This window comes from Halopseudomonas salegens, assembly GCF_900105655.1.
Taxonomy (GTDB): Bacteria; Pseudomonadota; Gammaproteobacteria; order Pseudomonadales; family Pseudomonadaceae; genus Halopseudomonas; species Halopseudomonas salegens.
On sequence record NZ_LT629787.1, the window covers coordinates 2844647 to 2869445 of the forward strand.

Genomic DNA, 24799 nt, shown 5'->3' on the forward strand with positions numbered 1-24799 from the left:
ACTTGCGAGGTCCGTGATGAAAACCTTTGACCATCTTAACGTGATTGGCCTGCGCGAGTGGATCGCCCTGCCCGATCTGGGCCTGGAACTGATTCTGGCCAAGGTCGATAGCGGAGCAAAAACCTCCGCGTTGCATGCCAGCGAGATCACCACCTTTCAACGCGATGGCCGCACCTGGGTCAGCTTCAATGCGCATATCGGCAGCCGCAAGCAGCAGCGCCTGCAGCGCTGTGAGGCCGAGTTGATAGAAATCCGGCCGGTTACCAGTTCCAACGGTCAGACCCAGGAGCGCATGACCATTCGCACAACGATGGTACTGGGCGATCGCAGCTGGCCGGTAGAATTTACCCTGACCTGCCGCAAGGCAATGCGTTACCGGGTATTGCTCGGTTGTACCGCGATGGTTGATGGCGACCTGGTGATCAATCCCGGTCTGCGTTTTGTGCAAGACAAACCGAATATGACTGCCCGCACCGCGCGCAACAACGAGGACACCCCATGAAAATCGCGATTCTGTCACGCAACCCGCGGCTGTATTCTACCCGCCGCCTAGTGGAAGCTGCCGAGGCCCGTGGGCATGAGATCCACGTGATCGATACACTGCGCACCTACATGAACATCACCAGCCACAAGCCGTCGATACACTACAAGGGTGAGGAGCTGACCGGCTATGACGCGGTGATTCCCCGTATCGGGGCATCGGTGACCTTTTACGGCGCTGCCGTGCTGCGCCAGTTCGAGATGATGGGCGTGTATCCGCTCAACGAGTCCGTGGCCATTACCCGCTCGCGCGACAAGCTGCGCTCATTGCAGTTGCTGTCGCGCCGTGGCGTCGGTCTGCCGGTTACCGGCTTTGCCCACTCACCGGATGACATTCCCGACCTGATCAGCATGGTTGGGGGCGCGCCACTGGTGATCAAGCTGCTGGAAGGCACCCAGGGTATCGGCGTGGTCCTGTGTGAGACCGAGAAAGCTGCCGAGTCGGTACTGGAAGCCTTTATGGGCCTGAAAGCCAACATCATGGTGCAGGAATACATCAAGGAAGCCGGCGGTGCGGATATCCGCTGTCTGGTGGTCGGTGACAAGGTGATTGCGGCAATGAAACGCCAGGCCAAGGCCGGCGAGTTTCGCTCCAACCTGCACCGTGGCGGCAGCGCCAGCCTGATCAAGATCACCCCGGAAGAGCGCATGACGGCGGTCCGTGCGGCCAAGGTGATGGGGCTGAATGTAGCCGGTGTAGACATCCTGCGCTCCAACCATGGCCCGGTGGTGATGGAGGTTAATTCCTCACCCGGACTGGAAGGCATTGAAACCACCACCGGCAAGGATGTCGCTACGCTCCTGATCCAGCATATCGAGAAAAACGCCCGCCCCCATCAGACCCGGACCAAGGGGAAGGGTTGAGCAAAAAAACCACCTGACTTAACGAGTTCAGCACTGGTTCAGTTGCCGCTGACCGGTCCTGGACACGCCGTGAACCCTTCCCTGGGGGCTCGTAGATGCCATCCCTGGCATCTAACGGTCCAGAACCGGTCAGCGGCAACTGAGCGATATAGCTTGGTTTTGACTTCCTGTTAACTACTTGAAAGAAGCTTCTAAAAACGTAGACGACGACTACACGGATGCAGGAGTTAGGGCGCAGCAGGAGCCAGAGCCAAGGCAGGCGCAGCAAGGCAAATCAGCCGAGAAAGCGCAGTTTACGTGTTGTAAATGAGCATTTCGATCGGACTCGCGCACGAGGCTGCTTTTAACGCAGCTGCGGCAACGCAGGTAGTTTTCAGAGGCTTCTCAGCTCAGCTGAAAGCTGCGCATAATCCTCTACGGCATCAAACTCCTCGGTATCACGTAATGCACTGCGACTGTCCGGCTGACGCACGGCGAGCAGGTGCGCGACGCCATAATCGCGCGCGGCGCGCAGAATAGGCAGGCTGTCGTCGATAAACAGGGTGGTGGCGGGATCAAAGGGGACTTCTGCCTGCAGTGATTGCCAGAAAGCCTGAGCCTCTTTGGGGTAGCCAAAGTCGTGCGAGCTGATCAGGCGTTGAAAATAGGTACGCAGCTCGACCCGTTCCATTTTCAGTGACAAGGCATTGCGGTGCGCATTGGTGATCATGATCACCTGCTTGCCGGCGCTCTGCAGTGCCTGCAAGAAGGTGTCGGCATCCGGACGCAGGCTGATCAGGTGCGCCACTTCGCGCTTCAGCTCGACAATCGGCAGCTTGAGTTCACGCTCCCAGTAGTCCAGGCAGTACCAGTCCAGTTGGCCTTGCTTGGCCTGCATGAGCGGGTAAATCTCGGCTTTGCCCCACTCCACCGGTTGGCCGTGGTGCTCGGCATAGCGCCGAGGCAGGTACTCAACCCAGAAATGGTTGTCAAAGTGCAGATCAAGCAGGGTGCCGTCCATATCCAGCAGGACGGTGTCTATCGTATTCCAGTTCAGCATCATGGTTGGGTTTGCAGCGAATGTCGGTCTATCATACGTCAGCCCCCGTCCATTCACCATGGAGCCAGCATGCCACAAAAACCCGAAACCCTGGATGCGCGTATCGTCGCCAAAAGCCGGCTGTTTACTGTTGAACAGCTGCAATTGCGCTTCAGCAACGGGGTTGAACGCACCTACGAGCGCCTGGTCAACAAGGGCCAGGGCTACGGGGCTGTTATGGTTGTCGCACTCCACGATGCGCGCACCGCCGTTCTGATTGAAGAGTATTGTGGCGGTACCGGCGACTATCAGATATCGCTGCCCAAGGGGCTGGTTGAACCTGGCGAGGATGTGCTTGATGCGGCCAATCGCGAATTGATGGAAGAAGCCGGACTGGGTGCCGAGCAACTGGAATTGATCGGCAAGCTGTCGCTCTCGCCAGGTTATATGAGCCAGAGTATTTCCGTAGTGCTGGCACGCAACCTGTATGAAAAACGCCTGCCCGGTGATGAGCCCGAGCCCATCCGGGTCGATCAGGTCGACCTCTATGCACTGACCGATTTATTGCAGCAGAGCAACTTTACCGAAGGCCGTGCCCTGGCGGCGCTGTATCTGGTGCGCGACCTGCTGGAACAACGCGGGGAGCTCAGCCGATGAATCTGCCATGCACCATCGAACAGCTGGCCCAGCTGGCCCGCGAAGCCGGCGCTGCAACCCTGCGCTATTGGCAGCAGAATCCCGACGTGCAACACAAGGCTGACGACTCGCCGGTCACCGCAGCCGATCTGGCGGCGCATGACCTCTTGCTGGCCGGGCTGCGAAAGCTTACCCCGGGTATTCCGGTTATCTCGGAAGAGGCGGCAGACATACCGCTGGCCGAACGCGCCGACTGGCCGCGCTTCTGGCTGCTCGATCCACTGGACGGCACCAAGGAGTTTATCGATGGCAGTGACGAGTACACGGTCAATATTGCCCTGATCGAGAACGCCCAGGTGCGTTTCGGCCTGGTCGGTGTGCCGGCGCGCGACACCCTGTATTGGGGTGGTCACGGCCTGGGCGCCTGGCGTCAGCGGGGGCAGCAGAAAGCCACACCCTTGCATACCCGCCAACCGGGAGCCGAGATCAGCGTGGTTGCCAGCCGTCGTCACAGCGGCCCGGAACAGCAAGCGCTACTGGACACCATGGCGCAGAAGCGCACACTGGAGCTGGTTTCCATTGGCAGTTCACTCAAGTTCTGTCTGCTGGCCGAAGGTGCTGCCGATTTCTACCCGCGCCTGGCCCCGACCTGCCAATGGGATACTGCCGCCGCCCAGGCAGTCCTTGAGGGGGCTGGCGGACAAGTGCTCAAGCTGAACGGTCAGCGCTTTGATTATCCCAGTCGGGACAGCTGGCTGAATCCGCATTTCATTGCCTGTGGCTGGCCTGATCCGGCCTGGCTGCAGTTACTGCGGGGCTGAGCCCCGCCACGAGGTGTAACCCATGTTTTTCCGTCGCCAACCACCCGAACACAAAATGCGCCTGCCCAGCGCCGATGAAGCACTTCCCGGCCGCGATACGCCGATTGCCACCAGCACTCTGCACGCGGTACTCAACACCCGTATTCAGCCACCCTTCCCTGAAGGCATGCAGCAGATCGTATTCGGTATGGGGTGTTTCTGGGGCGCTGAACGTCGCTTCTGGCAGCAGCCCGGCATATTCACCACGGCGGTAGGCTACTGCGGTGGCTTGACCCCCAACCCGACCTACGAGGAAGTCTGCTCAGGCCTGACCGGGCACAACGAAGTCGTGCTGGTGGTGTTCGATCCCGAGCAAACCAGCCTGGAAAGCTTGTTCCGGGTATTCTGGGAATCGCATGATCCGACCCAGGGCATGCAACAGGGCAACGATGCAGGTACCCAGTATCGCTCGGGCATCTACGTCAGCAACATGCATCAACGCACCCTGGCGGAAGTCAGCAAGGCCAATTATGCCAATGCGTTGCAAGATGCCGGTCTGGATCCGATCACCACCGAAATCCTGCCCGCCGATGCATTCTATTATGCCGAGGATTACCACCAGCAATACCTGCACAAGAATCCGAATGGCTATTGCGGACTGGGTGGTACTGGCGTGAGGTTGCCCGGCTGAAAAGCCGAGGACTGATCAGGCGCGGGTTTCGATCAACCTTACCCAGTTACCGAGAACATTCAACTGCCCCGCCGCCAGCTTCAGACAGACCAGCAGCGGGACTGCGAGCAGCACCCCCACGGCGCCCCACATCCAGCCCCAGATCATCAGCCAGAGCATGATGATCAAGGGGTTGAGGCGCATATTGCGCCCGAGCACCAAAGGCGTCACCAGCTGTGCCTCGAACATATTGATGGTGAAGTAGACCACTGCGGGCAACAGCGCCATCAATTCCAGGCCATATTGGGCAATGCCAGCGAGGCTGAGTACGGCCAGGCTGACCAAAGGCCCGACATAGGGGGCAAAGTTGAACAAGCCAACCATAACGCCCCAGAGCAACGGGTCTTCCATACCGAGCAGCCAGAGCACCAACGCCGTGGTCAGGCCAAGGCCGGTATTGATCAGGCTGACTGTCACGATATAGCGCGACAACTCGAGCTGCATGCCCCCGACCAGGCGGATAGTCTGGCGCTTTTCCCGCACCAATGAGAAGCTGTCGACAAAGGTCTCGAACAGGCGTGGGCCGAATATCAGCAAGAACAGGGTCAGAATAATGCTGGTCACCAACTGGGCAATGACCAAGGGAGCGGCTGCCAGCATGTTCACCAGCATTTCCAGCCCGCCCTCTTTCAGCTTGGCACTGACCGGATCTTCATCGCTGTCTTCCTCTGCCCTCTCGGCGGGTGGAGGGTCGGCTTCTTCCTCTTCGTCGCCATGAAACCAGGAAAAAAAACCACCAGAGTCCTGCTCCTCGGCGCGGGTTTCAATCAACGGCCCGCGCCTGGTTTCCTCGCCCTGGGTCAAGGTAGAGATCTGTTCGGTTACCTTGGCCGTCAGCTCGGGAACCTGTTTCACCCAGCGCTGGGCCGGTTCCGACAGCTCCACTGCCAGCAGCGTGAATGGCCCACCAATCGCGCACAGCAACAGCACTGCCGAGATTGAGCGCGGCACGTGAAAGCGCTTGAGCCAGGCCACTACCGGCCCCAGCAAAAGGGTAAACAGGCCCGCCACCACGATCAGCATCAACAGGGTTTTGGCGAAATACAGGGTATACAGCAGGGCCAGCCCCAGCAGCCAATACAATGCCCTGGATGAACCGTGCCTGCCTGACGGCAAGTCGGCATGATCCGTTGCCGACTCAGCCTGTTCTGTCATTCGCCAGCGCCTCCGACAAGGCTGGGCAGTATCACTTCGTACAAGCGCCAGATTTTCAGGCCACCCAGTGTCAACGCATAGGCTGCGTGCTGGCCAGAGTGCACAAAACGGCCCGTCAGGACGCCGGCGGCAAGGCCACCCACCAACAACCAGAGCGGAGAAATACTTTTCAACACTGTCACGCGCTGCCGGGTATTCAACTGCAAGGTGGCGCGCTGCAAATTGAGTTGCTGTTCCAGGGCATCAACCCTGGCGATCAACTGACGCGTGCTCATCCGAGGTAGCTCCTTGCATGAAGGACTTGAGTTGTTCCCGCGTGGCCGGCAACTGCATTCGGCGCTGCAGCACCTTGGCCTTCCTGACCAGCAAGGCCATTACGACCACCTGCCAGAGGGTAAAGCCAAGCAAGCCAAGCAGCACCGAGTCAGAGGCGGCATAGGCCAGCCAGCCGACAACGACCGACAGACCAACCCAGGCCAGCAGTGCCAGCGGCAACATCAACAGCACTATCACAGCCAAACCAGTGGCACTGCGCAAGGCCAGGCGCAACTCGGCCTGAACCAACAGTGCAAACGTACTACCCGCTTCCGTAGCCTGCTGCACCCAGGCCCACCAGGCGTTCAGCTCATGCTGAACGCCTGCAGGTTGTTCACTGGCTGCATCATCTGATGCATTCTCGGCATCAGGTGGTAACTGGCCGGGTGGCACACTCATTTACGTGAAAATAGCTGGGAAAACACGAAACCGGCAATAAAGGCAACACCCAGTGTCGCCAGGGGCTTTTCGTTCATGTAACGACTGGCTTCATTGCCCAGCGCTTCGGCCTTGTCCTTGCCTTTGAGCAGTTGATCGGTAGCTTCAGATTTAAGATCCATTCCAGCGGCCTCCGCAGCTTTGCGAAAATGTGTTTTGGCTTCCAGCAGGTTCTGATAAGCCTGCATGGCTTCTTCCTTGCTGGTTTCCAGAACCTTGTCCTGACTTGCGGCTTCTTTGCTTGCTGCCATGGTTCTCTCCTGATTGATTATCGGATCGTACCTGCATCAGCCTAATACAGGTCGCGCTACATTGCCATTTACTGCCATGCAGGCAGTTGATGAAGCGCCATTCGCAGCGGCGAAATGATACCCCGAGGGCTTTATCTGAACGGCGCGAATGACCGACCCTAGTCGTTTCCCTGGCAGCTACGCCAGCCTGTGCCAGACTGTCAGGGTTTCAGCCGTTCATTTGTCAGCATTATGGGAATACACACATGAGTACAGCACGGGAATATGACCTGATTGTTTATGGTGCCAGCGGCTACACTGGTCGCCTGGTCGCCGAATACCTCAGCCAGGAGTATGCCGATGATGGCAACCTGCGCTGGGCAATGGCTGGCCGAAATGCCGAGAAACTGGCCGCAGTGCGGGATGAAATCGGCGCGCCGGCAGATATTCCTCTGGTGATTGCCGATACCAGCGACCCGGCCAGCCTGAAAGCCATGGTCGCCAGCAGCAAGGTCATTCTGACCACTGTTGGCCCCTACCAGCTGTATGGCTCCGAGCTGGTCGCCGCTTGCGCCGAACTGGGCACCGACTATGTCGATCTCTGCGGCGAACCCGCCTGGATGCGCCAGATGATTGATGCCCATGGCGAAGCGGCCAAACAGAGCGGCGCACGCATCGTGTTTTCCTGTGGTTTTGATTCCATTCCTTTCGACCTTGGCGTCTGGTTCCTGCAACAGGCCGCCAAGCAAAAACTCGGCACTACCCTGCCGCGGGTCAAAGGCCGGGTACGCAAAATGAAGGGCACCTTCTCCGGCGGCACCGCCGCCAGCCTCAAGGCGACCCTGGTTGCAGCCAAAAAAGACCCGAAAATATATCAGCTATTGAGCGATCACTTTGCTTTGGCACCCGGATTCAGCGGTCCCGAACAACCGCCAGCAGACAAGCCGCAACACGAAGACGAACTGAACAGCTGGGCAGCACCCTTCGTCATGGCAGCAATCAACACGCGCAACGTTCATCGCTCCAACTTCCTGCTTGGCCATGAATACGGCAAGGATTTCGTATACGACGAAATGATCCTTACCGGTCCCGGCGAGCAAGGCAAGGCGACAGCCGAGCATGTCGGCAATGACCGCTCACTGGCCAGTGACAAGGCACCCAAGCCGGGTGAAGGGCCGAGCAAGGAAGAACGAGAGAACGGTTTCTATGACGTGCTCTTTATTGGCGAAGGTGAAGGCGGCAAGAAGCTCAAGGCCAGTGTATCCGGCAAGCGCGATCCCGGTTATGGCTCGACCTCACGCATGATCGCTGAAAGCGCACTCTGCCTGCTGCGCGATGCCACTGACACCCCCGGCGGTATCTGGACCACCGCACCGGCCATGGGCGACAAGCTGATCAAGCGCCTGCAAGAACATGCCGGCCTGACGTTCAAGCTGGAAGACTGATCACCCGACAGCAAAAAGCCCCGCCAGCCTTGCGGCTGGCGGGGCTTTTTGTTCGCCTTGCCTCCGACTAAAGCAGCTTGAAGCTATAGGTCAGATAGATGCGAGCTTCGTCGATATCGCGCTGGCTCGGGACGCTGCTGCGCAAACTGGCATGGCGCACTGACAACCCCAGGTTCTTCAGCAACCCCTCTTGCACCGTGTAATCCACCCGCAAGTCACGCTCCCTTTCCTTGTCCTGTCCCGAAGGCTGCCCGCTGACATTGTCACCACGGAGATACTTGGCACTGGCACGCAGGCCGGGAATGCCCGCCTCGGCAAAGTCATAGGCATACTCCGCCACCCAGGTGCGTTGACCGGCACGCAGGAACTTGCCGATCTGCGAGTCGGTAATCAGGTAAGCGATAGCACCGTCACCATTATTGACGAACGGAAAGCTGCTGTTGCCACTCATGTGCTGACGCCCCAACCCCAGGCTATGACCCGAGCGGTGATAGGTAAACAGGGCGCTGACTGCACGGTTATCCACCTTGCCACCAAAGCCGGGCGCTCCATTGCGGTTGGCGCCGTAGGCATTACTGTCGAAGTAACGCAAGTCAGTATCAAGACGCCCGTCACCCAGGGGCAACCGATGACGCACGCCAAGAAAATGCTGGCGATAGTAGTCCTGCAACTGGCCAAAGTAGTAACTGGTGGTCAGGTTCTCGTTGAGCTGATAATCACCCCCGACAAAGCGGAACTGATTGACCCGTTCGCTGCCACCGGCAATGCGCAGGTTCTCGTAATCGGTCGACGCACGGCCGCTGGCGCGCTCGATCTGGCCCAGCTGCAGGGTCAACCCATCGACATCCCTGGATACCAACTGGCCGCCACGAAAGGTCTGCGGCAGCAAGCGACCATCGTTGCTGGCCAGCACTGGCAGGCGCGGACGCAAGACACCAACATGCACGGTCGTCTCGGCAACCTGCACCTTGCCTGTCAGATCAAAACGACCGAACTCACTGGCTGCACGGCCGTCACTCTCCAGCGGAAACAACTGCCCAGGTCGGCGAGTAATCCCGCTCTTGCCGGCACGCCCACCACCATCCAGACGCAGGCCATACTGCCCCAGGGCATCGAGCCCCAGTTTCACACTACCAACGTCCACCCAACCCGACTGGAACTGCAGCAAAAAACCCTGCCCCCACTCCTCGCTGCGGGAAAATCCCGGATTGCCGCTGCGCTGATCCTGGTTGTGGTAAAAATTGCGCAGCCCCAGAGTCAGCGAACTGTCGCTGATAAATCCATTGCCGGCGTGCGCCTGAGCGCTGAGGGTTGTTGCCAACAGGCTGGCGGTAATAGCCCCGGCCAGGGTGGTCTTGTTCATCACGCGTGCTCCTGAATAATCATTGTTGTATCCCGCTGCCGAGTACAGGGGCGGTAATATAAATGAAACATCAGGGGAAACATAAAAGAACAGGCGACTGACGCGTTATTCGACCATGGTATGAGACGTGACCGAGCAGTCATGCCGGAAGGCGGAAAAGGCCCGTTACAGAGCCTTTTCGAACACTTTCGAATTACGCTGATAATTGTACAGAGAAGCGCGTTTGGCGGGTAACCGCTCCACTGTGCTGGGCACAAAACCCCGCTCACGGAACCAGTGCGCAGTCCGCGTGGTGAGCACAAACAGAGTGTCCAGCCCCAACTGCTTGCACTGCCGCTCGATATGCGTCAGCAACTGATCGCCACGCTGACCGTGGCGGTATGCCGGATCAATCGCCACGCACGCCAGCTCCCCTGCCGTCGAGCCCTCCAACGGATACAGGGCGGCGCAACCAATCAATGCACCGTCACGCTCAATCAGCGTGAACTGGCCAATCTCGGTCTCCAACATCTCGCGCGAGCGGCGCACCAGAATCCCGGCCTCTTCCAGCGGCCGCAGCAACTCGACCAGCCCGGCAACATCATCAATGGTCGCCGGGCGAATACTCTCGAAAGCTTCCTGACTGACCAGCGTACCGCCGCCATCCCGGGTGAACAGTTCGGTCAGGATGGCACCATCTTCGGCAAAGCTGACTATATGGCTGCGCCGCACGCCATTGGCGCAGGCCTTGCACGCTGCTTGCAGCAGGTTGCCGGGCAAGCTGTGCCCCAGCTGCTGCAGCAAAGGCGTCGCCTGGGTGGTCCGCAATTCCCGCTGCAGGTTACCCTCGCCATCAAGAATACCGATATCCGGCCCCAGCAGGATCAACTTGTCTGCCCCCAACGCAGCCGCCGCACTGGTCGCCACATCTTCACAGGCCAGATTGAACACCTCGCCAGTCGGCGAATAGCCCAGAGACGACAAGAGCACTATCGCCTGCTCGTCCAGATGCTGACTGATCGCCTTGCGATCAATCCGCCGCACCTCACCGGTATGATGATAATCCACACCCTCGACCACCCCGATAGGCTTGGCCGTGACCAGGTTGCCGCTGACCACGCGCAAGCGCGAGCGCTGTCCGGACGGTGCCGTACACAGTTGCGCCTCGATACTGATGCGCAAACTGCCCACCGCCTCCATGACGGCGGCCAGGGTATCCATATCGGTTATCCGCAGATCATCATGGTAACGCGATGGCAAACCACGCAGGCTCAAGCGCTCCTCGATCTGTGGGCGCGAGCCATGAACCAATACCAGGCGCACACCCAGGCTGTTGAGCAGCATGATGTCATGGATGATATTGGTAAAATTCGGGTGCGCCATGGCCTCACCCGGCAACAGCACAACGAACGTGCAATCCCGATGGGTGTTGATATAAGGCGTAGAGTGACGAAACCAGTTGACGTAATCAGGCATTCGCTGCGTTCCGGGCAAAAACGCAGTGTAGGGAGTTTTCACCCTGCGCAGCAAGCCCGCGCTAGCTGCTAGTATCGGGTAATCATCAATGAAACAGTTAGAGATGCCTGCATGTCGACACCCGATCTCGATTTCCAACCCGTTACCACCGCCAGCGCAGCGGTCGACCGTCTGGCCGAGCTGTACCAATTTGCCACCGAGGCACTGGAACAGGCCCTGCACGATTATTTGCGCCAGCGCAGCCAGCCCGACGCCGAACAACTCCGCCAATTCTGCTACCCCGAACTCCGTCTGGACTACCATGCCCAGGGCGAAGCCCCCAGCACCGTGCGCGCCTTCGCCCGCGTACAGTTAGCCGGCACCTACAGCCTGACCGTGACCCATCCACAGGCGTTTCGCAAGTATCTGCTGGAACAGCTTGAACCCCTGCTGCGCGACTTCAGCATTGAACTCAGCGTCGGCCTGAGCGACCAGCCAATCCCATATCCCTATGTGCTGCCCCACGATGAACTGGCCCGCTCAGGGATTACCGCCGGCGAATTGTCCCGCGTTTTTGCCGGCACCGACCTCGCCGCCATCACCGACCGCTCCGCCGATGGTCAACACAGCTGGGAAAACCTCGACACCCTGCCGCTGGCCCTGTTCGACGCCGCCCGCGTCGACTTCTCCCTGCGCCGCCTGGTGCATTACACCGGCAGCGACTGGCAGCACGTACAACCCTGGATACTGCTGACCAACTACCACCGCTATGTGGATCAGTTCATCCGTTACAGCATGGACATGCTGCTCAGCGAATCACGCTTTGAACGCCTGGTGTTGCCCGGCAACGTCATGCTTGAACGCGGCATGGCCGAAGACGACATGCAGGCCGTGGTCGACAGCGTCGCCTGGCACCGCTTCCAGATGCCCGCCTATCATCTGCTGGCTGCCGATGGCGACGGCATTACCCTGGTCAATATCGGCGTCGGCCCCTCCAATGCCAAGAACATCACCGACCATCTGGCCGTACTGCGTCCACACTGCTGGCTGATGATTGGCCACTGCGGTGGCCTGCGCCAGTCACAAACCATCGGCGACTATGTACTCGCCCACGCCTACATGCGCCGCGATGGCATCCTCGACCGGGTACTGCCGCCCAATATTCCCTTGCCCGCACTGGCAGAGGTGCAGCAGGCGCTGCAAGTCGCCGCTGCAGAGGTCACCGGCGATCAGGGCGATGCGCTGAAACGCCGCCTGCGCACCGGCACGGTATTGACCTACGACGATCGCAACTGGGAACTGCGCTGGGCGCAGGAACGGCCACTGATCAATCAGGCCCGGGCGATTGCCGTAGATATGGAAAGCGGCACCATCGCCGCCCAGGGCTACCGCTTCCGCGTGCCCTACGGCACCCTGCTCTGCGTCTCCGACAAACCCCTGCACAGTGAAATCAAACTGCCCGGCGCCGCCGGCGCCTTCTACCAACGCGCCGTCACCCAGCACCTGCATATCGGCATCGCTGCGCTGGACTTGCTGCGCAGCCAGCTGAATGCATTGCACTCACGCAAATTGCGCAGCTTTGATGAGCCGCCGTTTAGGTAAATCAAACACGATGGGAGCAATTTGCATGGTTTGGGTTGTCGTGACAGCTACGCAATTGCCAGTGAGGGGTGTTGCCAGCCACCTGCCCCAGACCGTCGATGTACAGGGATGTACATCGACGAGCCCCAGGGAAGGCTTGTAGCGTGTCTGGGGCAGGTGGCTGGCAATGCCCCGCAGACACAAGACTAAACTAATCAAGGCCACCTACTTCAAACAAAACTCCCGAATCAACCCACGCAAAATCTCCACCGTCGGATTGATCCGCTCCATCTCCAGAAACTCATCCGGCTGGTGCGCCTGGTCAATATCACCCGGCCCCAGAATCAACGTCTGCATACCAATCTGATTCAGATAGGGCCCCTCAGTCGCAAAAGCCACACTACCGGCTGTATGCCCAGTCAAACGCTCACAGGCCGCCACCAAAGGCGCATCGGCAGCAGTATCCAACGGTGGCACGCCAGGGAACAGCGGCGTCAGCTGGATATCCACCGCCCTCTCCGCCGCAATCAACGCCAGACGCTGGCGAATCTGAGCACGCAACTCATCCGGATCCATCCCCGGCAACGGCCGAATATCAAACTCCAGCGCACACTTGGCGCAAATCCGGTTCGGATTGTCGCCGCCATGAATGCACCCCAGATTCAACGTCGGCGTCGGCACCCCGAATAACGGATTATTCCAGCGCTTCTGCCACTCGGTACGCAAGGCCATCAGATCACTGATCACATAATGCATCGCCTCCAGCGCATTGTTGCCCAGCGCCGGATCGGATGAATGCCCCGCCTGGCCGATAATATCCACCCGCTCCATCATGATGCCCTTGTGCACCCGGATCGGCTTCAGCCCGGTCGGCTCACCGATGACCGCATGCCTTGCCTTCGGCTGCCCACTGGCGACCAGCGCCCGCGCACCACTCATGGTGCTTTCCTCATCCGCCGTAGCAAGAATAATCAGGGGCTGCTTGAAAGGTTGATCCAGATAGCCTTTAACCGCCTCGATAATCAGCGGAAAAAAGCCCTTCATATCGCAGCTTCCAAGCCCGTACCAGCGGCCATCCGCCTCGGTCAGCTTCATCGGGTCATGCTGCCAACGCTCCGGATTGCAGGGAACGGTATCCGTATGCCCCGCCATCACCAGCCCACCGGGGCCACTGCCATAGGTCGCAATCAGATTGGCCTTGCCCGGATGGTCGGCAATCGGCTGGATATCACAGGCAAAGCCCAGATCGCCGAGCCAATCCGCCAACAAATGCACCACGCCCAGGTTGGACTGGTCCCAGTCCGGCTGGGTACAGCTGATCGACGGACTTTGCAGCAACTCGGCAAACTGGGTTTTCAGATCAGGCACAGCCATAGCAGGACTCCGGCAACAGAATTCGATTCCAGCTTACGCGCTCCGTGCAGCTGCGTCAGCCGCCACGCCACATACAGTAAAGAATCCGCCCCTTGCACTGGCGACTCCGGTAAACTGGGCGGCAGCAGATTTACCGTTCGCAACCACACCCTTGTGAGGCCTATGTTCAAGGAAACCGAAATCAAACTGCGTATCAGTGACGACACCCTGACCGCCCTTCGCGAACATCCACTGGTGCAAGAACGTCAGCAGACCACCTGGCAAACCAAACAGCTGATCAACCAGTATTTCGACACCCCACAGCAGTCACTGGCGGCCGCCAAAGTCGCCTTGCGATTGCGCCGTGATGGCGATCAGATCATCCAGACACTGAAAACCCGGGGCAACAGCGTGGCCGGGCTGTCCGAGCGCAATGAATGGGAATGGCATCTGGACAAGATGCAGCTCGATACCAGCGTATTGCACGGTGAATACTGGCCGGAAGCACTGGCCGGCTGTGACCTGGCCAGCCTGCAGCCGCTGTTCAGCAACGACTTCAGCCGTCAGCATTGCCTGCTGGCTTGGCAACGTGACGGCGAACAGGTAGTGGTGGATATGGCGCTGGACCAAGGCGCGGTAAAAACCGCCAATGGCGAAGAACCGATCAGCGAGCTGGAACTGGAAATGCGTGAGGGCAGCAGCCAGGCACTGTTCGAGCTGGCCGCCGAGCTGGCCGAAGACCTGCCGCTGATGCCCTGTGACATCAGCAAGGCCGAGCGCGGTTACCGGTTACTGGATGCCGGCAGCTATCAATTGCGCCCTGCACACCTGGGATGGTCCGCCGAACTGCCGGTGGACGAGGTCATTGCCCGCGCCGGCTGGACCCTGCTGGGCCACAGCCAGCGACTGGCCGAGCAATTCCGTTTCAGCGGTCAATGGCGCCACTTCCGCGAACTGGTAGTACAGCTGGATCACCTGCGCGCCTACTTCAGCGTCTTTGATCTGGCTCTGCCGCGCAGTGCCGGACAGCCCTTTGTCACCGCACTGGATGACATGCTGAATTATCTGCACCCATTGTATCTGGCCGGCTGGGCTGATGATGCCCAGGGACAGGACGCCCGGGCCGAAGCACCAGAAATATTTGCCCGCCTGAGCAATGAGCTGGCCTGGGGGCAACTGTTCATCGGCCTTGCCCTCTGGCTGCAACAAAAGCGTTGGACAGAAAACCGGCCACCCCGTGGTGAGCGCGTCGCCGCCCTCCCCATGGAACGTTGGCTGCTGGGTGCCGTCAGCAAGGAAATTCAGGCTCTGCGGGTACCGCACAACAATGATGGAGACGAACGCGTCAGTGAATGGTGTGACCAGCTGCCACGTTTGCAACGCCTGCATTTTCTGCTCAACCAGTTCCGCCGCCAACTCAAGGTTGCCGAAGCTGATCGTCTGTTTGGTGAGCTGAGCAAGCTGCAAGAACTCTTGCAACAGACCAGTCAGGTAGATGCCTCGCAACGCGATGCGCTGCTTGCTACCCTGCGCAAACAGGGACTACGCATCAGACGCCTGTCCGCCTGGCGAGAGCTGAACGGCTGACACGCGTCCAGCAGCTCAAGGACAGACAGGAACAAGGGCATTCAGCCCACAAGGAGAGGCAATGAACTCACTGGCAGACCTGGCTATAACCGGTCAGGATTGGCCGCTGGAGCTGGCCGACATTCTCAAAGTCCTGGTGGCGCAAAACCGGCTGACTCTGGATAGCGCCGAGCACTTGAGCACCCTGAGGCGCTCGGCTACCGGTGACACTGCACGTCTGCATCCCCTCGAATTCATTGCCAGCCAGGCCCCTGCCGATCTCAGCCGGCCGGGCAAACTGCTCGACCTGGAAACCCTCAGCCGCTGGCTGGCACTGGAAGCCAATCAACCTTATTACCGCATCGACCCCTTGAAGATTGACGTCGCCACCGTCACTCCGCTGATGTCCTTTGCCTTCGCCCAGCGGCACAAGATCCTTGCGCTGGAACTGACCGAACGCGATGTCGTGGTGGCCAGTGCGCAGCCCTTCGTCAACAGCTGGGAAGTCAACCTGACCCATGTGCTCAAACGCGAGATTCGCCGGGTGGTAGCCAATCCCGCGGATATCCAGCGTTACACCATGGAGTTCTACCGCCTGGCGCGCTCGGTACGTGGTGCCACGGCCGGCGGCCCCCAGGGCAACAGCAGCATTGCCAACTTCGAGCAATTGCTCAACCTGGGCAGCATGAGCCAGGAGCCGGATGCCAACGACGCCCATGTGGTCAACATCGTCGACTGGTTGTTCCAGTATGCCTTCGAGCAGCGAGCCAGCGATATTCATATCGAACCCCGCCGTGACAGTGGCAACGTACGCTTGCGTATTGATGGCGTGCTGCATACCGTTTACCAGTTCCCCTTGCAGGTATCCGTTGCCATCGTCAGCCGGTTGAAAAGCCTGGGGCGAATGAATGTCGCGGAAAAACGCAAGCCACAGGATGGCCGGATCAAGACCAAGTCACCGCAAGGCAGCGAAATCGAACTGCGCCTGTCGACTCTGCCGACCGCCTTTGGCGAAAAAATGGTCATGCGGATTTTCGACCCCGATGTCCTGTTGCGCAGCTTTGACCAGCTGGGCTTTTCCAGCGAGGACCAGCGCCGCTGGCAAAGTATGGTGCAGCAGCCCAACGGCATCGTCCTGGTCACCGGGCCAACCGGCTCGGGCAAGACCACCACGCTGTACACCACGCTCAAGCAATTGGCCACGCCCGAAGTCAACGTCTGCACCATTGAAGACCCGATTGAAATGGTCGAGGACAGCTTCAACCAGATGCAGGTACGGCACAATATCGAACTGGATTTTGCCAGTGGTGTTCGCGCCCTGATGCGCCAGGACCCGGACATCATCATGATCGGCGAGATTCGCGACCTGGAAACGGCGGAAATGGCCATTCAGGCCGCACTCACCGGGCACCTGGTACTCTCGACCCTGCACACCAATGATGCACCGACCGCCATCAGTCGCCTGATCGAGCTTGGCGTTCCCGCTTACCTGATTCGCGCCACCGTACTCGGCGTTATGGCCCAGCGTCTGGTGCGCACCCTGTGCCCGCACTGCAAGACCCCGGCGACACTCGATCAAGAAGCCTGGGGCGAGCTGGTCCGGCCCTGGAATGCCCCGCTGCCCAGCCAGGCGCAACAACCGGTCGGCTGCAACGAATGCCGCGACACTGGTTACCGTGGCCGCGCCGGGGTTTACGAACTCATGCCAATGAGTGACAACCTGCGCGACATGATCCGCACCGATACCGATTTCAGCGCCCTGCGCCGGCAGGCCTACAAGGACGGCATGCACAGCCTGCGACTGTCCGGCGCACAGAAAGTCGCCGCCGGGCTGACCACCATCGAGGAAGTACTGCGCGTGACGCCCAATAGTCAGCAGAAGTAGCTATCCCGGACTTCAGGCTGTCGTCCCCGGTCCAGCCTGCTAGAATGCCGGCCTGTTACCGGAGTCCCGCATGAATTACCGCCATAGTTTTCACGCCGGCAACCATGCCGATGTTTTCAAGCACGCCGTGTTGCTGCGTATGCTGCAGCTGATGCAGCGCAAGGAGACACCGCTGTGCTACCTGGATAGCCACGCCGGCACCTCACTGTATGATTTGCTGGGTGAGCAAGCCGGAAAGACCGGGGAGTACCGCGAGGGTATTGGTCGTCTCTGGCAGGCCGGGAATGTACCGCCGTTGCTGGCTGATTATCGTGCCGCTGTCGCCCGTCACAACCCCGACGGCGATCTGCAGCTGTACCCCGGATCGCCACAACTGATCGCTGACGCCCTGCGCGAGCAGGACCGCATGATCCTGAGTGAGCTGCACCCACAGGATGCCGATACCCTGAAAGTGCATTTTGCCGGGCAGGACGCTATCGCCGTACACCATCGCGATGGCTATGAACTGGGCAAGGCGTTTCTCCCGGTGGCGGAAAAACGCGCGCTCTGGTTGCTCGACCCGCCTTTTGAGCAGCCGGATGACTTGCTGCGCTGCCTGCAGGCGATGGATGCCGGCTTGCAACGCATGCGTCATTGCGTGATTGCGCTCTGGTACCCGATCAAGGATACCCGTGCGCTCAAGTCCTTTTACCAGCAGGTAGCCCAACGCGACTGGCCCAAGGTGCTGCGGATCGAATTCAATGTGCGCCCGGCGGATACCTCGCTGGGGCTGAATGGCTCCGGACTGATCCTGGTCAACCCGCCGTGGCCACTGTGGGAAGAACTGGAAACGGTATTGCCCTGGCTGAACAAGCTATTGACTCAGTCTGCCGGTGCCGATTGGCGCATGGACTGGCTGGTTGGTGCACCCTGACTCTCAGCGCCCCGTTCGCAAGGCGCTGATTGGCTGGCCGGTTGCCTGCTTGACGGTACGGCGCAGACTGGACACCGCACCGAAACCGGTCAGTTCGGCAATCGCTTCGACGGATAGCGGTGACACCCGCAACTGATAGAGACAGAAGCGCAAACGCACCTGATGCAGCAACTGTCGAAAACTGGTGCCCTCAGCGCTCAGACGCCGGCTCAGGACTCGCGGGCTCACATGCAGAGCAGCCGCCACGCTAGCCAGATCCGGCGGTCCGCAAGGTCGCTGGGTAGCTGCTCGCGCCAGCTCGCGATTGAAATGCAGGCTGATCTGGCTGCGTACCGCATCGCTTTGCGTCGGCACCAGCCCGGCCGCCTGAAGCTCGACCTCGCATTGATTAACCAGGTGCTGAAACGCCTGTGCTCGCCAGGGCCGCGAAGGTTGGTTGCGAAAGTCCTGATGTATCGATAACAGCGATTGCCGCGCACCAAAACGTACTGGCTCGCAGGGCAACTCACGAAATAGCGCAGCATAGGCCGGACGCGGACAGGCGAGTTCGGCCAGAATACGGTTGTCGTCGACCTGGTGATTGCCGCAGGCATCCCAATGCCGCACGGTTATAGCGAGACGAAATTCCAGCTCGAACTGCAGCATGTCCTGATCGGCATCCGGGGACGGAAAGCAACGCAACGGATAGACATAACGTTCGTTATTGCCGATGTAGCCCAGTGGCCTGCCAACCGAGAGCGCATAGAAGGGTTGCGCAATCATCTGGTAGCGCAGGAAGGCTTCTTCTGCCTCACGCAGACTGGGGCTGCAATGCACCGCATAACCAACGCTGCCATGAAAGCACCAGTCCAGCTCCAGGCCAATACGCAAACCGATTCCGGGCACCTGGCAGTGCCGCAAACCGTTTTGCAACAACCGTCGCTGCTGGGCATAGGAAATACATTGATCAGGCCGGGAAAACTGCTGTTCGCTGATGCCCGTACCCTGTAAAAGCTGTTTAAGGCCAACCCCGTGACGCAGAAAACCTTCGGCAAAACCGGCCGGGTATAACTGCAGCGGAATCACCTTGAGTGACGCATCCATCTGGCACACCTTTACTGCATGGTTGTGTGCAGTCTACAAAAGACAACGCCGGCTGGGGAGCCGGCGTTGTTCATTCAGTCAGACAATCCGGAATCAGCTTTCCGGTGCCCAAACTGCGCAACGATGTGCAGCACGGAATCCGGCACGGTTCAGTGGTTGTACATCAGGGGTTTCAAAGGAGGTGATCTCCCCGGTGCCCGAGACGTAAGGCACCCAGTTCAAGGTGCTTGAGCGCGGATCATCGCCGTGAGCGAAATCCGCCCAGGCACGGGTCATGGTCTGCGCCAACTCTACCTGTTCATCGCTGGCCCGAGCCCCGAAGCCTGCATCCGAGCCGAAGATATACTGAATCTCGGAAGCATGGGTCGCACCCAGCGTCAGCCAGCTCGGTGCATCAATGATCGGCGGCGCATTGCGGTCGGCGAACTCATACACATAAACCGGTGCGTTCGAATTGGCCGCAACCAGATCCGCCTGCACACTGGCCGGGCAAGAGAAGACGTAGTCAGTCATCACCGCTACGGCACGCTTGGCATAGTCATTGTCGAAGGCTGCCAGTGGATACAGCACATCGGCATTGGCGCCGAGTGCTGCCAACACCGGAGCGGCAGCAAGCTGGTTTGCAGCGGTAATCGGATTTTCCTCACCACGACTGGCAAAGAAGTAGCTCCACTCCTCGGTATTGGTACCCATGATCATCGGCACCTTGGCAAAGTTGCCCGATTGCAGCGCGGCGTTGACCGGTAGTGGCAGGATATCCGGACGCAGATTGGGCGTCAGGGTCGTCGGCAAACCCGCGGCCTGAAGGTCAGACACTGATTTACTGCGCAAACATGCTACCTGCTCGGCCGCCGTGCCAGCGCCACAGCCAGCAGTTTCGGCAAAATCAGTGCCCGTTGCTTCAGCGGCTGCCAGCGGTGTCTGCGCCGCGCTGTAGGAACCGCTTTGCACGATAGCCTTGTCAAACAAGCCATTGGAGGCCGGTGAGACCAGATGCGACAGCACACTCAAACCGCCGGCAGATTCGCCGAAGATGGTCACGTTGTCAGGATCGCCGCCAAAAGCCTCAATGTTGTCTTGTACCCATTTCAGCGCCAGCTGCTGGTCCATGATGCCCTGACTGCCGGAGGCTGGCTGAGCACCTGTTGCATTCGCCGTTTCGGCGCTCAGGCCTGGATGGGCGAGGAAGCCGAAACGGCCGAGGCGGTAATTGATCGAGACCACGACCACATCTTCACTGACCAGACGATTGGGCACATAGGTCTCACCCCCGGTACCGAAAACGAAGGCACCACCGTGAATCCAGACCATCACCGGATGTGGGCCTTCGTTCAGCGGCGAGTAGACATTCAGGTAAAGACAATCTTCGTTGGTGACCCCGGTTTGCGGACAGTCACTGGCATAGCTGTCAGCCTCCAGCACATCAGTCCAGGCGGCCGCTGGCTGAGGAGCAGCAAAGCGCAGATCACCCAAAGGTGGCTGAGCATAGGGGATACCCTTGAAAGAAACGAAGTCACTTTCCTTAACGCCCTTTACGTCACCCTGCAAGGTGGTGCGCACCAGAGGTGGCTCATAAGCGGTTTCGCTGGAGCCGCCACCGCCACCTGACAGACAGGCAGTCAAACCAGTGGCCATAACGGCAATCGCTGCTACGCGTACGGCGTTGGGCAGCAGGTGATCCATGGTCGGCATGTTACATCCTCATATTTTTATGCTTGTGTTGGGCCAAACACTGGCACATGGCCAGAGCTCGCACAGAACCATGCTAGAACCTTGGCGCAGCGTTGGATATGACCTGAGACACCATTTAGCCGGCTGTCTGGCAGAACCCGAATCAAAGTCATCACCCGTTCGGGTGAGCGTTGTTTTCACCCCGCCGTTCACAGCCTTGGTCGGCTGAATGAAAGCCCGAGCGGCTATAGAGGCAACAGGTAACTGTGCAGCAAACCGAGCACCGCGCAGACGCCCAACACATGCAGAATGCTGGCATTGAAGTGCCACAGGGCAATGAATGCAGCCAGCGCAACCAGGGCAGCAAACCACTCGAAACCGCCGGCAAAGGGTTGTGCCGCGTTGGCTTCCGGCCACAGCACATGCCAACCGAAAAACAACGCCAGGTTGAGGATTACCCCGACCACCGCGGCAGTAATTGCCGACAATGGGGCAGTGAACTTGAGATCGCCATGGGTCGATTCCACCAGCGGCCCACCGGCCAGAATAAATACGAACGATGGCAGAAAGGTGAAGAAAGTGGCCACGCAGGCGGCGACAAAGCCGGCGAGAAACAGGTGATCGGAGCCGAAGATGGCATGGGTCCAGCCCCCCACATAACCGACAAAAGCCACCACCATGATCAGCGGACCGGGGGTACTTTCACCCAGCGCCAGACCATCCACCATTTGAGCCCCACTCAACCAGCCATAGGTTTCCACACCGCCCTGGTAGACATAAGGCAGCACAGCGTAAGCCCCACCGAAAGTCACCAGCGCCGCCTTGGAAAAGAAAATCGCCATGTCGGTCAGGGTGCCAGCCGGCAGCAGCAGGATGACCAGACTCCAGAGCGCCACTGCAATCGCCACCAGCTTGAACAGATGAAGATGGCTGTGCCGGGTATGTGCCAACGGTGGCGTATCGTCATCGATCACCGCGGCACCGAAATGCTGGTCCGCCGCGCCATGGCCTCCGCCGAGCTGGAATTTACCCGGCAGCCATCGCCCACCCAGCATACCCAGGAGCGCGGCGCCGATAACGATAAAGGGAAAGGGCACATCGAACACGAAGATGGCAACAAAGGCTGCTGCTGCCAGGAGCCACATAACGTTGTTTTTCAGTGCCCGATTGCCTATGCGCCAGGCAGCAAAGAGCACGATGGCGACGACCGCTGGCTTGATGCCGGCAAACACACCTTGCACCAGAGTCAGGTCACCAAAGTCCAGATAGATCCAGGTCAACCCGGCCAGAATGAACAGGGAAGGCAAAACGAAGAGCACCCCGGCCACAATGCCTCCCCAGGTTCGGTGTAACAACCAGCCGAGATAGATTGCCAGCTGCTGAGCTTCCGGGCCGGGCAACAGCATGCAAAAGTTCAGCGCATGCAAAAAACGCCGTTCGGAAATCCAGCGCCGTTTCTCAACCAGCTCCTGATGCATGATGGAAATCTGCCCCGCCGGTCCGCCGAAACTGATAAAGCCCAGTTTGAGCCAGTACCAGAAGGCTTCGCGGAAGCCTGGGTGCTCGGGCCTGTCGGTTGGTGTCCCGGCTTCATTCATGCGTTTGAGCTCCTTGTCACTGATTGAATCAGGCTGGCTGCAGTTCACCAGCGGGGCACAGCATAGCCCAAATGCATGACACGATTAAGGCAGCTGCCGATCTCAGGCCTTGGGGCAGCCATTCCCCGGTTGTCAGACTTCGCTCTGAACGGATCGGGCTTCTGCTCGATCCCTGGTTTTACGCATGTCATCTGGCTGCGACAGCGCCGCCAAATTGGTATGATGGTCGGCTACTGCAACGCACACGAGATCATCGCCATGCCTGATTACCGCTCGAAAACCTCCACCTTTGGCCGCAATATGGCGGGTGCCCGCGCACTCTGGCGTGCCACCGGCATGAAAGATGAGGATTTCCAGAAGCCGATCATCGCCATTGCCAACTCCTTTACCCAGTTCGTACCCGGTCATGTACACCTGAAAGACCTGGGGCAACTGGTGGCGCGCGAGATCGAAAGAGCGGGCGGCGTGGCCAAGGAATTCAATACCATCGCCGTGGATGACGGCATTGCCATGGGGCATGACGGCATGCTCTATTCCCTGCCCAGCCGCGAGATCATTGCCGACTCGGTCGAGTACATGGTCAACGCCCACTGCGCCGATGCCATTGTGTGTATCTCCAATTGCGACAAGATCACCCCTGGTATGCTGATGGCTGCGTTGCGGTTGAATGTACCCGTGGTCTTTGTTTCCGGCGGGCCGATGGAAGCGGGCAAGACCAAGCTGGCCAGCCACGGGCTGGATCTGGTCGATGCCATGGTGGTTGCTGCTGACGAATCCGTTTCGGATGAAACAGTGGCTGAATACGAGCGCAGCGCCTGCCCGACCTGTGGCAGCTGCTCGGGTATGTTTACCGCCAACTCGATGAACTGCCTGACTGAAGCACTGGGGCTGTCATTACCCGGCAACGGCTCCACCCTGGCGACCCACAGCGACCGTGAACAACTGTTCCTGCGCGCCGGTCGTACCATTGTCGACCTGTGCAAGCAGTATTACGGTGAAGGCAACGAGAATGTACTGCCGCGTAATATCGCCAACTTCAAGGCGTTCGAAAATGCCATGACCCTGGATATCGCCATGGGTGGCTCGACCAATACCATCCTGCACCTGCTGGCCGCCGCCCAGGAAGCCGAGCTGGCCTTTGATCTGCGCGATATCGACCGCCTCTCACGCAAGGTGCCGCAACTGTGCAAAGTGGCGCCGAATATCCAGAAATACCATATGGAAGACGTGCACCGCGCTGGCGGTATTTTTTCCATCCTTGGATCACTGGCCCGGGGCGGCTTGCTGCACACCGAAGTGCCTACGGTGCACAGTGCGAGCATGGCCGAGGCGATTGCCCAGTGGGATATTACCCAGACCCAGGACGAAGCCGTGCACACCTTCTTCAAGGCGGGTCCGGCCGGCATCCCCAGCCAGGTTGCCTTCAGCCAGAGCACGCGCTGGGACACCCTGGATGATGACCGCGAAAACGGCTGTATCCGCAGTGTCGAGCATGCCTATTCACAAGAGGGTGGCCTGGCCGTGCTCTACGGCAATATTGCCGAAGATGGCTGCGTGGTGAAGACCGCAGGGGTTGATGAGTCCATTCACGTCTTTGAGGGCCGAGCGAAGATTTTCGAGAGTCAGGACAGCGCGGTCAAAGGCATTCTGGCTGATGAAGTCAAACCCGGCGACGTGGTGATTATTCGTTACGAAGGCCCGAAAGGCGGCCCCGGCATGCAGGAAATGCTGTACCCGACCAGCTACCTGAAATCCAAAGGCCTGGGCAAGGATTGTGCGTTGCTGACCGATGGCCGCTTCTCCGGCGGCACCTCGGGCCTGTCGATTGGTCATGCCTCGCCCGAGGCAGCCGCTGGCGGCGCCATTGGTCTGGTACGTGATGGCGACAAGATCCTTATCGACATTCCTCAGCGCAGCATCAATCTGCTGGTCAGCGACGAGGAGCTGGCTGCGCGTCGCGCCGAGCAGGACCAGAAAGGCTGGAAACCGGTTGAAGTGCGCCCGCGCAAGGTATCCGGTGCACTCAAGGCCTACGCCCTGCTGGCAACCAGCGCGGACAAGGGTGCCGTCCGCAACCTGGCGATGCTGGACGACTGACATCCGGGAAAGCACGTTGACGGGGCCTGGCCCCGTCAATTTCTCGCCAGAACAGCAATCCCGCCACCCTTATAACCTTTTTAT

General features: G+C 59.4%; 22 protein-coding genes. 11 read left to right on the plus strand and 11 right to left on the minus strand.

Annotation, left to right across the window (positions count from 1 at the left end; translation table 11 throughout):
• The first annotated feature begins 16 nt into the window (after window positions 1-16).
• Both rimB and rimK read left to right on the plus strand, forming a co-directional pair.
• Window positions 17-502, plus strand: a complete 486-nt coding sequence (gene rimB / locus BLU07_RS13135; protein WP_092387643.1) for a retropepsin-like aspartic endopeptidase RimB — start codon at window positions 17-19, stop codon at window positions 500-502.
• Entirely contained in the window at window positions 499-1404 is a 906-nt protein-coding gene (gene rimK, locus BLU07_RS13140) for a 30S ribosomal protein S6--L-glutamate ligase (protein WP_092387645.1), read from the plus strand. Before rimB ends, rimK begins: the two co-directional genes overlap by 4 nt.
• Before the next feature lie 373 nt (window positions 1405-1777).
• Here the strand turns inward: rimK and yrfG are convergent, their stop codons facing one another.
• Window positions 1778-2446, minus strand: a complete 669-nt coding sequence (gene yrfG, locus BLU07_RS13145; protein ID WP_092387647.1) for a GMP/IMP nucleotidase — start codon at window positions 2444-2446, stop codon at window positions 1778-1780.
• A gap of 66 nt (window positions 2447-2512) precedes the next feature.
• On the opposite strand from yrfG, the gene nudE reads away from it, so the two are divergent.
• From nudE to msrA, 3 genes are read left to right on the plus strand one after another with little or no spacing between them, the layout of a single operon-like run.
• Entirely contained in the window at window positions 2513-3079 is a 567-nt protein-coding gene (gene nudE, locus BLU07_RS13150) for an ADP compounds hydrolase NudE (RefSeq protein WP_092387649.1), read from the plus strand.
• Window positions 3076-3879 (plus strand): 3'(2'),5'-bisphosphate nucleotidase CysQ, encoded by an 804-nt coding sequence (gene cysQ / locus BLU07_RS13155; protein ID WP_092387651.1) that lies wholly within the window; start codon window positions 3076-3078, stop codon window positions 3877-3879. The genes nudE and cysQ overlap by 4 nt, the downstream gene beginning before the upstream one ends.
• 22 nt (window positions 3880-3901) lie before the next feature.
• Entirely contained in the window at window positions 3902-4549 is a 648-nt protein-coding gene (msrA, locus tag BLU07_RS13160; protein ID WP_092387653.1) for a peptide-methionine (S)-S-oxide reductase MsrA, read from the plus strand.
• A gap of 15 nt (window positions 4550-4564) precedes the next feature.
• On the opposite strand, the gene BLU07_RS13165 is transcribed toward msrA, so the two are convergent.
• From BLU07_RS13165 to BLU07_RS13180, 4 genes are read right to left on the minus strand one after another with little or no spacing between them, the layout of a single operon-like run.
• Entirely contained in the window at window positions 4565-5743 is a 1179-nt protein-coding gene (locus tag BLU07_RS13165) for an AI-2E family transporter (protein ID WP_092387655.1), read from the minus strand.
• The gene (locus tag BLU07_RS13170) at window positions 5740-6018 is read right to left on the minus strand and encodes a hypothetical protein (RefSeq protein ID WP_092387657.1); all 279 of its coding nucleotides are present in this window, start codon (window positions 6016-6018) and stop codon (window positions 5740-5742) included. The genes BLU07_RS13165 and BLU07_RS13170 overlap by 4 nt, the downstream gene beginning before the upstream one ends.
• The gene (locus BLU07_RS13175) at window positions 5987-6457 is read right to left on the minus strand and encodes a hypothetical protein (RefSeq protein WP_092387659.1); all 471 of its coding nucleotides are present in this window, start codon (window positions 6455-6457) and stop codon (window positions 5987-5989) included. The genes BLU07_RS13170 and BLU07_RS13175 overlap by 32 nt, the downstream gene beginning before the upstream one ends.
• Window positions 6454-6747, minus strand: coding sequence for a hypothetical protein (locus BLU07_RS13180; protein ID WP_092387661.1), 294 nt, complete (start codon window positions 6745-6747; stop codon window positions 6454-6456). Before BLU07_RS13180 ends, BLU07_RS13175 begins: the two co-directional genes overlap by 4 nt.
• Window positions 6748-6992: 245 nt before the next feature.
• On the opposite strand from BLU07_RS13180, the gene BLU07_RS13185 reads away from it, so the two are divergent.
• Window positions 6993-8171, plus strand: a complete 1179-nt coding sequence (locus tag BLU07_RS13185) for a saccharopine dehydrogenase family protein (RefSeq protein WP_092387663.1) — start codon at window positions 6993-6995, stop codon at window positions 8169-8171.
• Between the two features lie 67 nt (window positions 8172-8238).
• On the opposite strand, the gene BLU07_RS13190 is transcribed toward BLU07_RS13185, so the two are convergent.
• The gene (locus tag BLU07_RS13190; RefSeq protein WP_092387665.1) at window positions 8239-9534 is read right to left on the minus strand and encodes an OprD family porin; all 1296 of its coding nucleotides are present in this window, start codon (window positions 9532-9534) and stop codon (window positions 8239-8241) included.
• 165 nt (window positions 9535-9699) lie between these two features.
• Entirely contained in the window at window positions 9700-10989 is a 1290-nt protein-coding gene (gene argA, locus BLU07_RS13195) for an amino-acid N-acetyltransferase (protein WP_092387667.1), read from the minus strand.
• Between the two features lie 111 nt (window positions 10990-11100).
• Here argA and amn point away from each other — a divergent pair, with 111 nt between their 5' ends.
• A complete protein-coding gene (gene amn / locus BLU07_RS13200; protein ID WP_092387669.1) occupies window positions 11101-12570 on the plus strand; it encodes an AMP nucleosidase in 1470 nt (489 codons plus the stop codon).
• 204 nt (window positions 12571-12774) lie between these two features.
• On the opposite strand, the gene argE is transcribed toward amn, so the two are convergent.
• Window positions 12775-13923: an acetylornithine deacetylase gene (argE, locus tag BLU07_RS13205; protein ID WP_092387671.1), complete on the minus strand. Its 1149-nt coding sequence runs from the start codon at window positions 13921-13923 to the stop codon at window positions 12775-12777.
• A 162-nt stretch (window positions 13924-14085) separates the two neighbouring features.
• On the opposite strand from argE, the gene BLU07_RS13210 reads away from it, so the two are divergent.
• The 3 genes from BLU07_RS13210 to BLU07_RS13220 all read left to right on the plus strand — a co-directional run bounded on the left by BLU07_RS13210 (window position 14086) and on the right by BLU07_RS13220 (window position 18266).
• Entirely contained in the window at window positions 14086-15489 is a 1404-nt protein-coding gene (locus BLU07_RS13210; RefSeq protein ID WP_157719201.1) for a CYTH domain-containing protein, read from the plus strand.
• A gap of 70 nt (window positions 15490-15559) precedes the next feature.
• Window positions 15560-17353 (plus strand): GspE/PulE family protein, encoded by a 1794-nt coding sequence (locus BLU07_RS13215; RefSeq protein WP_407920113.1) that lies wholly within the window; start codon window positions 15560-15562, stop codon window positions 17351-17353.
• 70 nt (window positions 17354-17423) lie between these two features.
• The gene (locus BLU07_RS13220) at window positions 17424-18266 is read left to right on the plus strand and encodes a 23S rRNA (adenine(2030)-N(6))-methyltransferase RlmJ (protein ID WP_092387677.1); all 843 of its coding nucleotides are present in this window, start codon (window positions 17424-17426) and stop codon (window positions 18264-18266) included.
• Between the two features lie 3 nt (window positions 18267-18269).
• Here BLU07_RS13220 and BLU07_RS13225 read toward each other — a convergent pair whose 3' ends face one another.
• The 3 genes from BLU07_RS13225 to chrA form a co-directional block, all read right to left on the minus strand.
• On the minus strand, window positions 18270-19349 hold the full coding sequence (locus tag BLU07_RS13225) for an AraC family transcriptional regulator (protein WP_092387679.1): 1080 nt from the start codon (window positions 19347-19349) through the stop codon (window positions 18270-18272).
• Between the two features lie 93 nt (window positions 19350-19442).
• Entirely contained in the window at window positions 19443-21041 is a 1599-nt protein-coding gene (locus BLU07_RS13230) for a carboxylesterase/lipase family protein (RefSeq protein WP_092387681.1), read from the minus strand.
• Between the two features lie 224 nt (window positions 21042-21265).
• Window positions 21266-22618: a chromate efflux transporter gene (gene chrA / locus BLU07_RS13235; protein ID WP_092387683.1), complete on the minus strand. Its 1353-nt coding sequence runs from the start codon at window positions 22616-22618 to the stop codon at window positions 21266-21268.
• A gap of 258 nt (window positions 22619-22876) precedes the next feature.
• On the opposite strand from chrA, the gene ilvD reads away from it, so the two are divergent.
• A complete protein-coding gene (ilvD, locus tag BLU07_RS13240; RefSeq protein ID WP_092389861.1) occupies window positions 22877-24715 on the plus strand; it encodes a dihydroxy-acid dehydratase in 1839 nt (612 codons plus the stop codon).
• The last annotated feature ends 84 nt before the right edge of the window (window positions 24716-24799 follow it).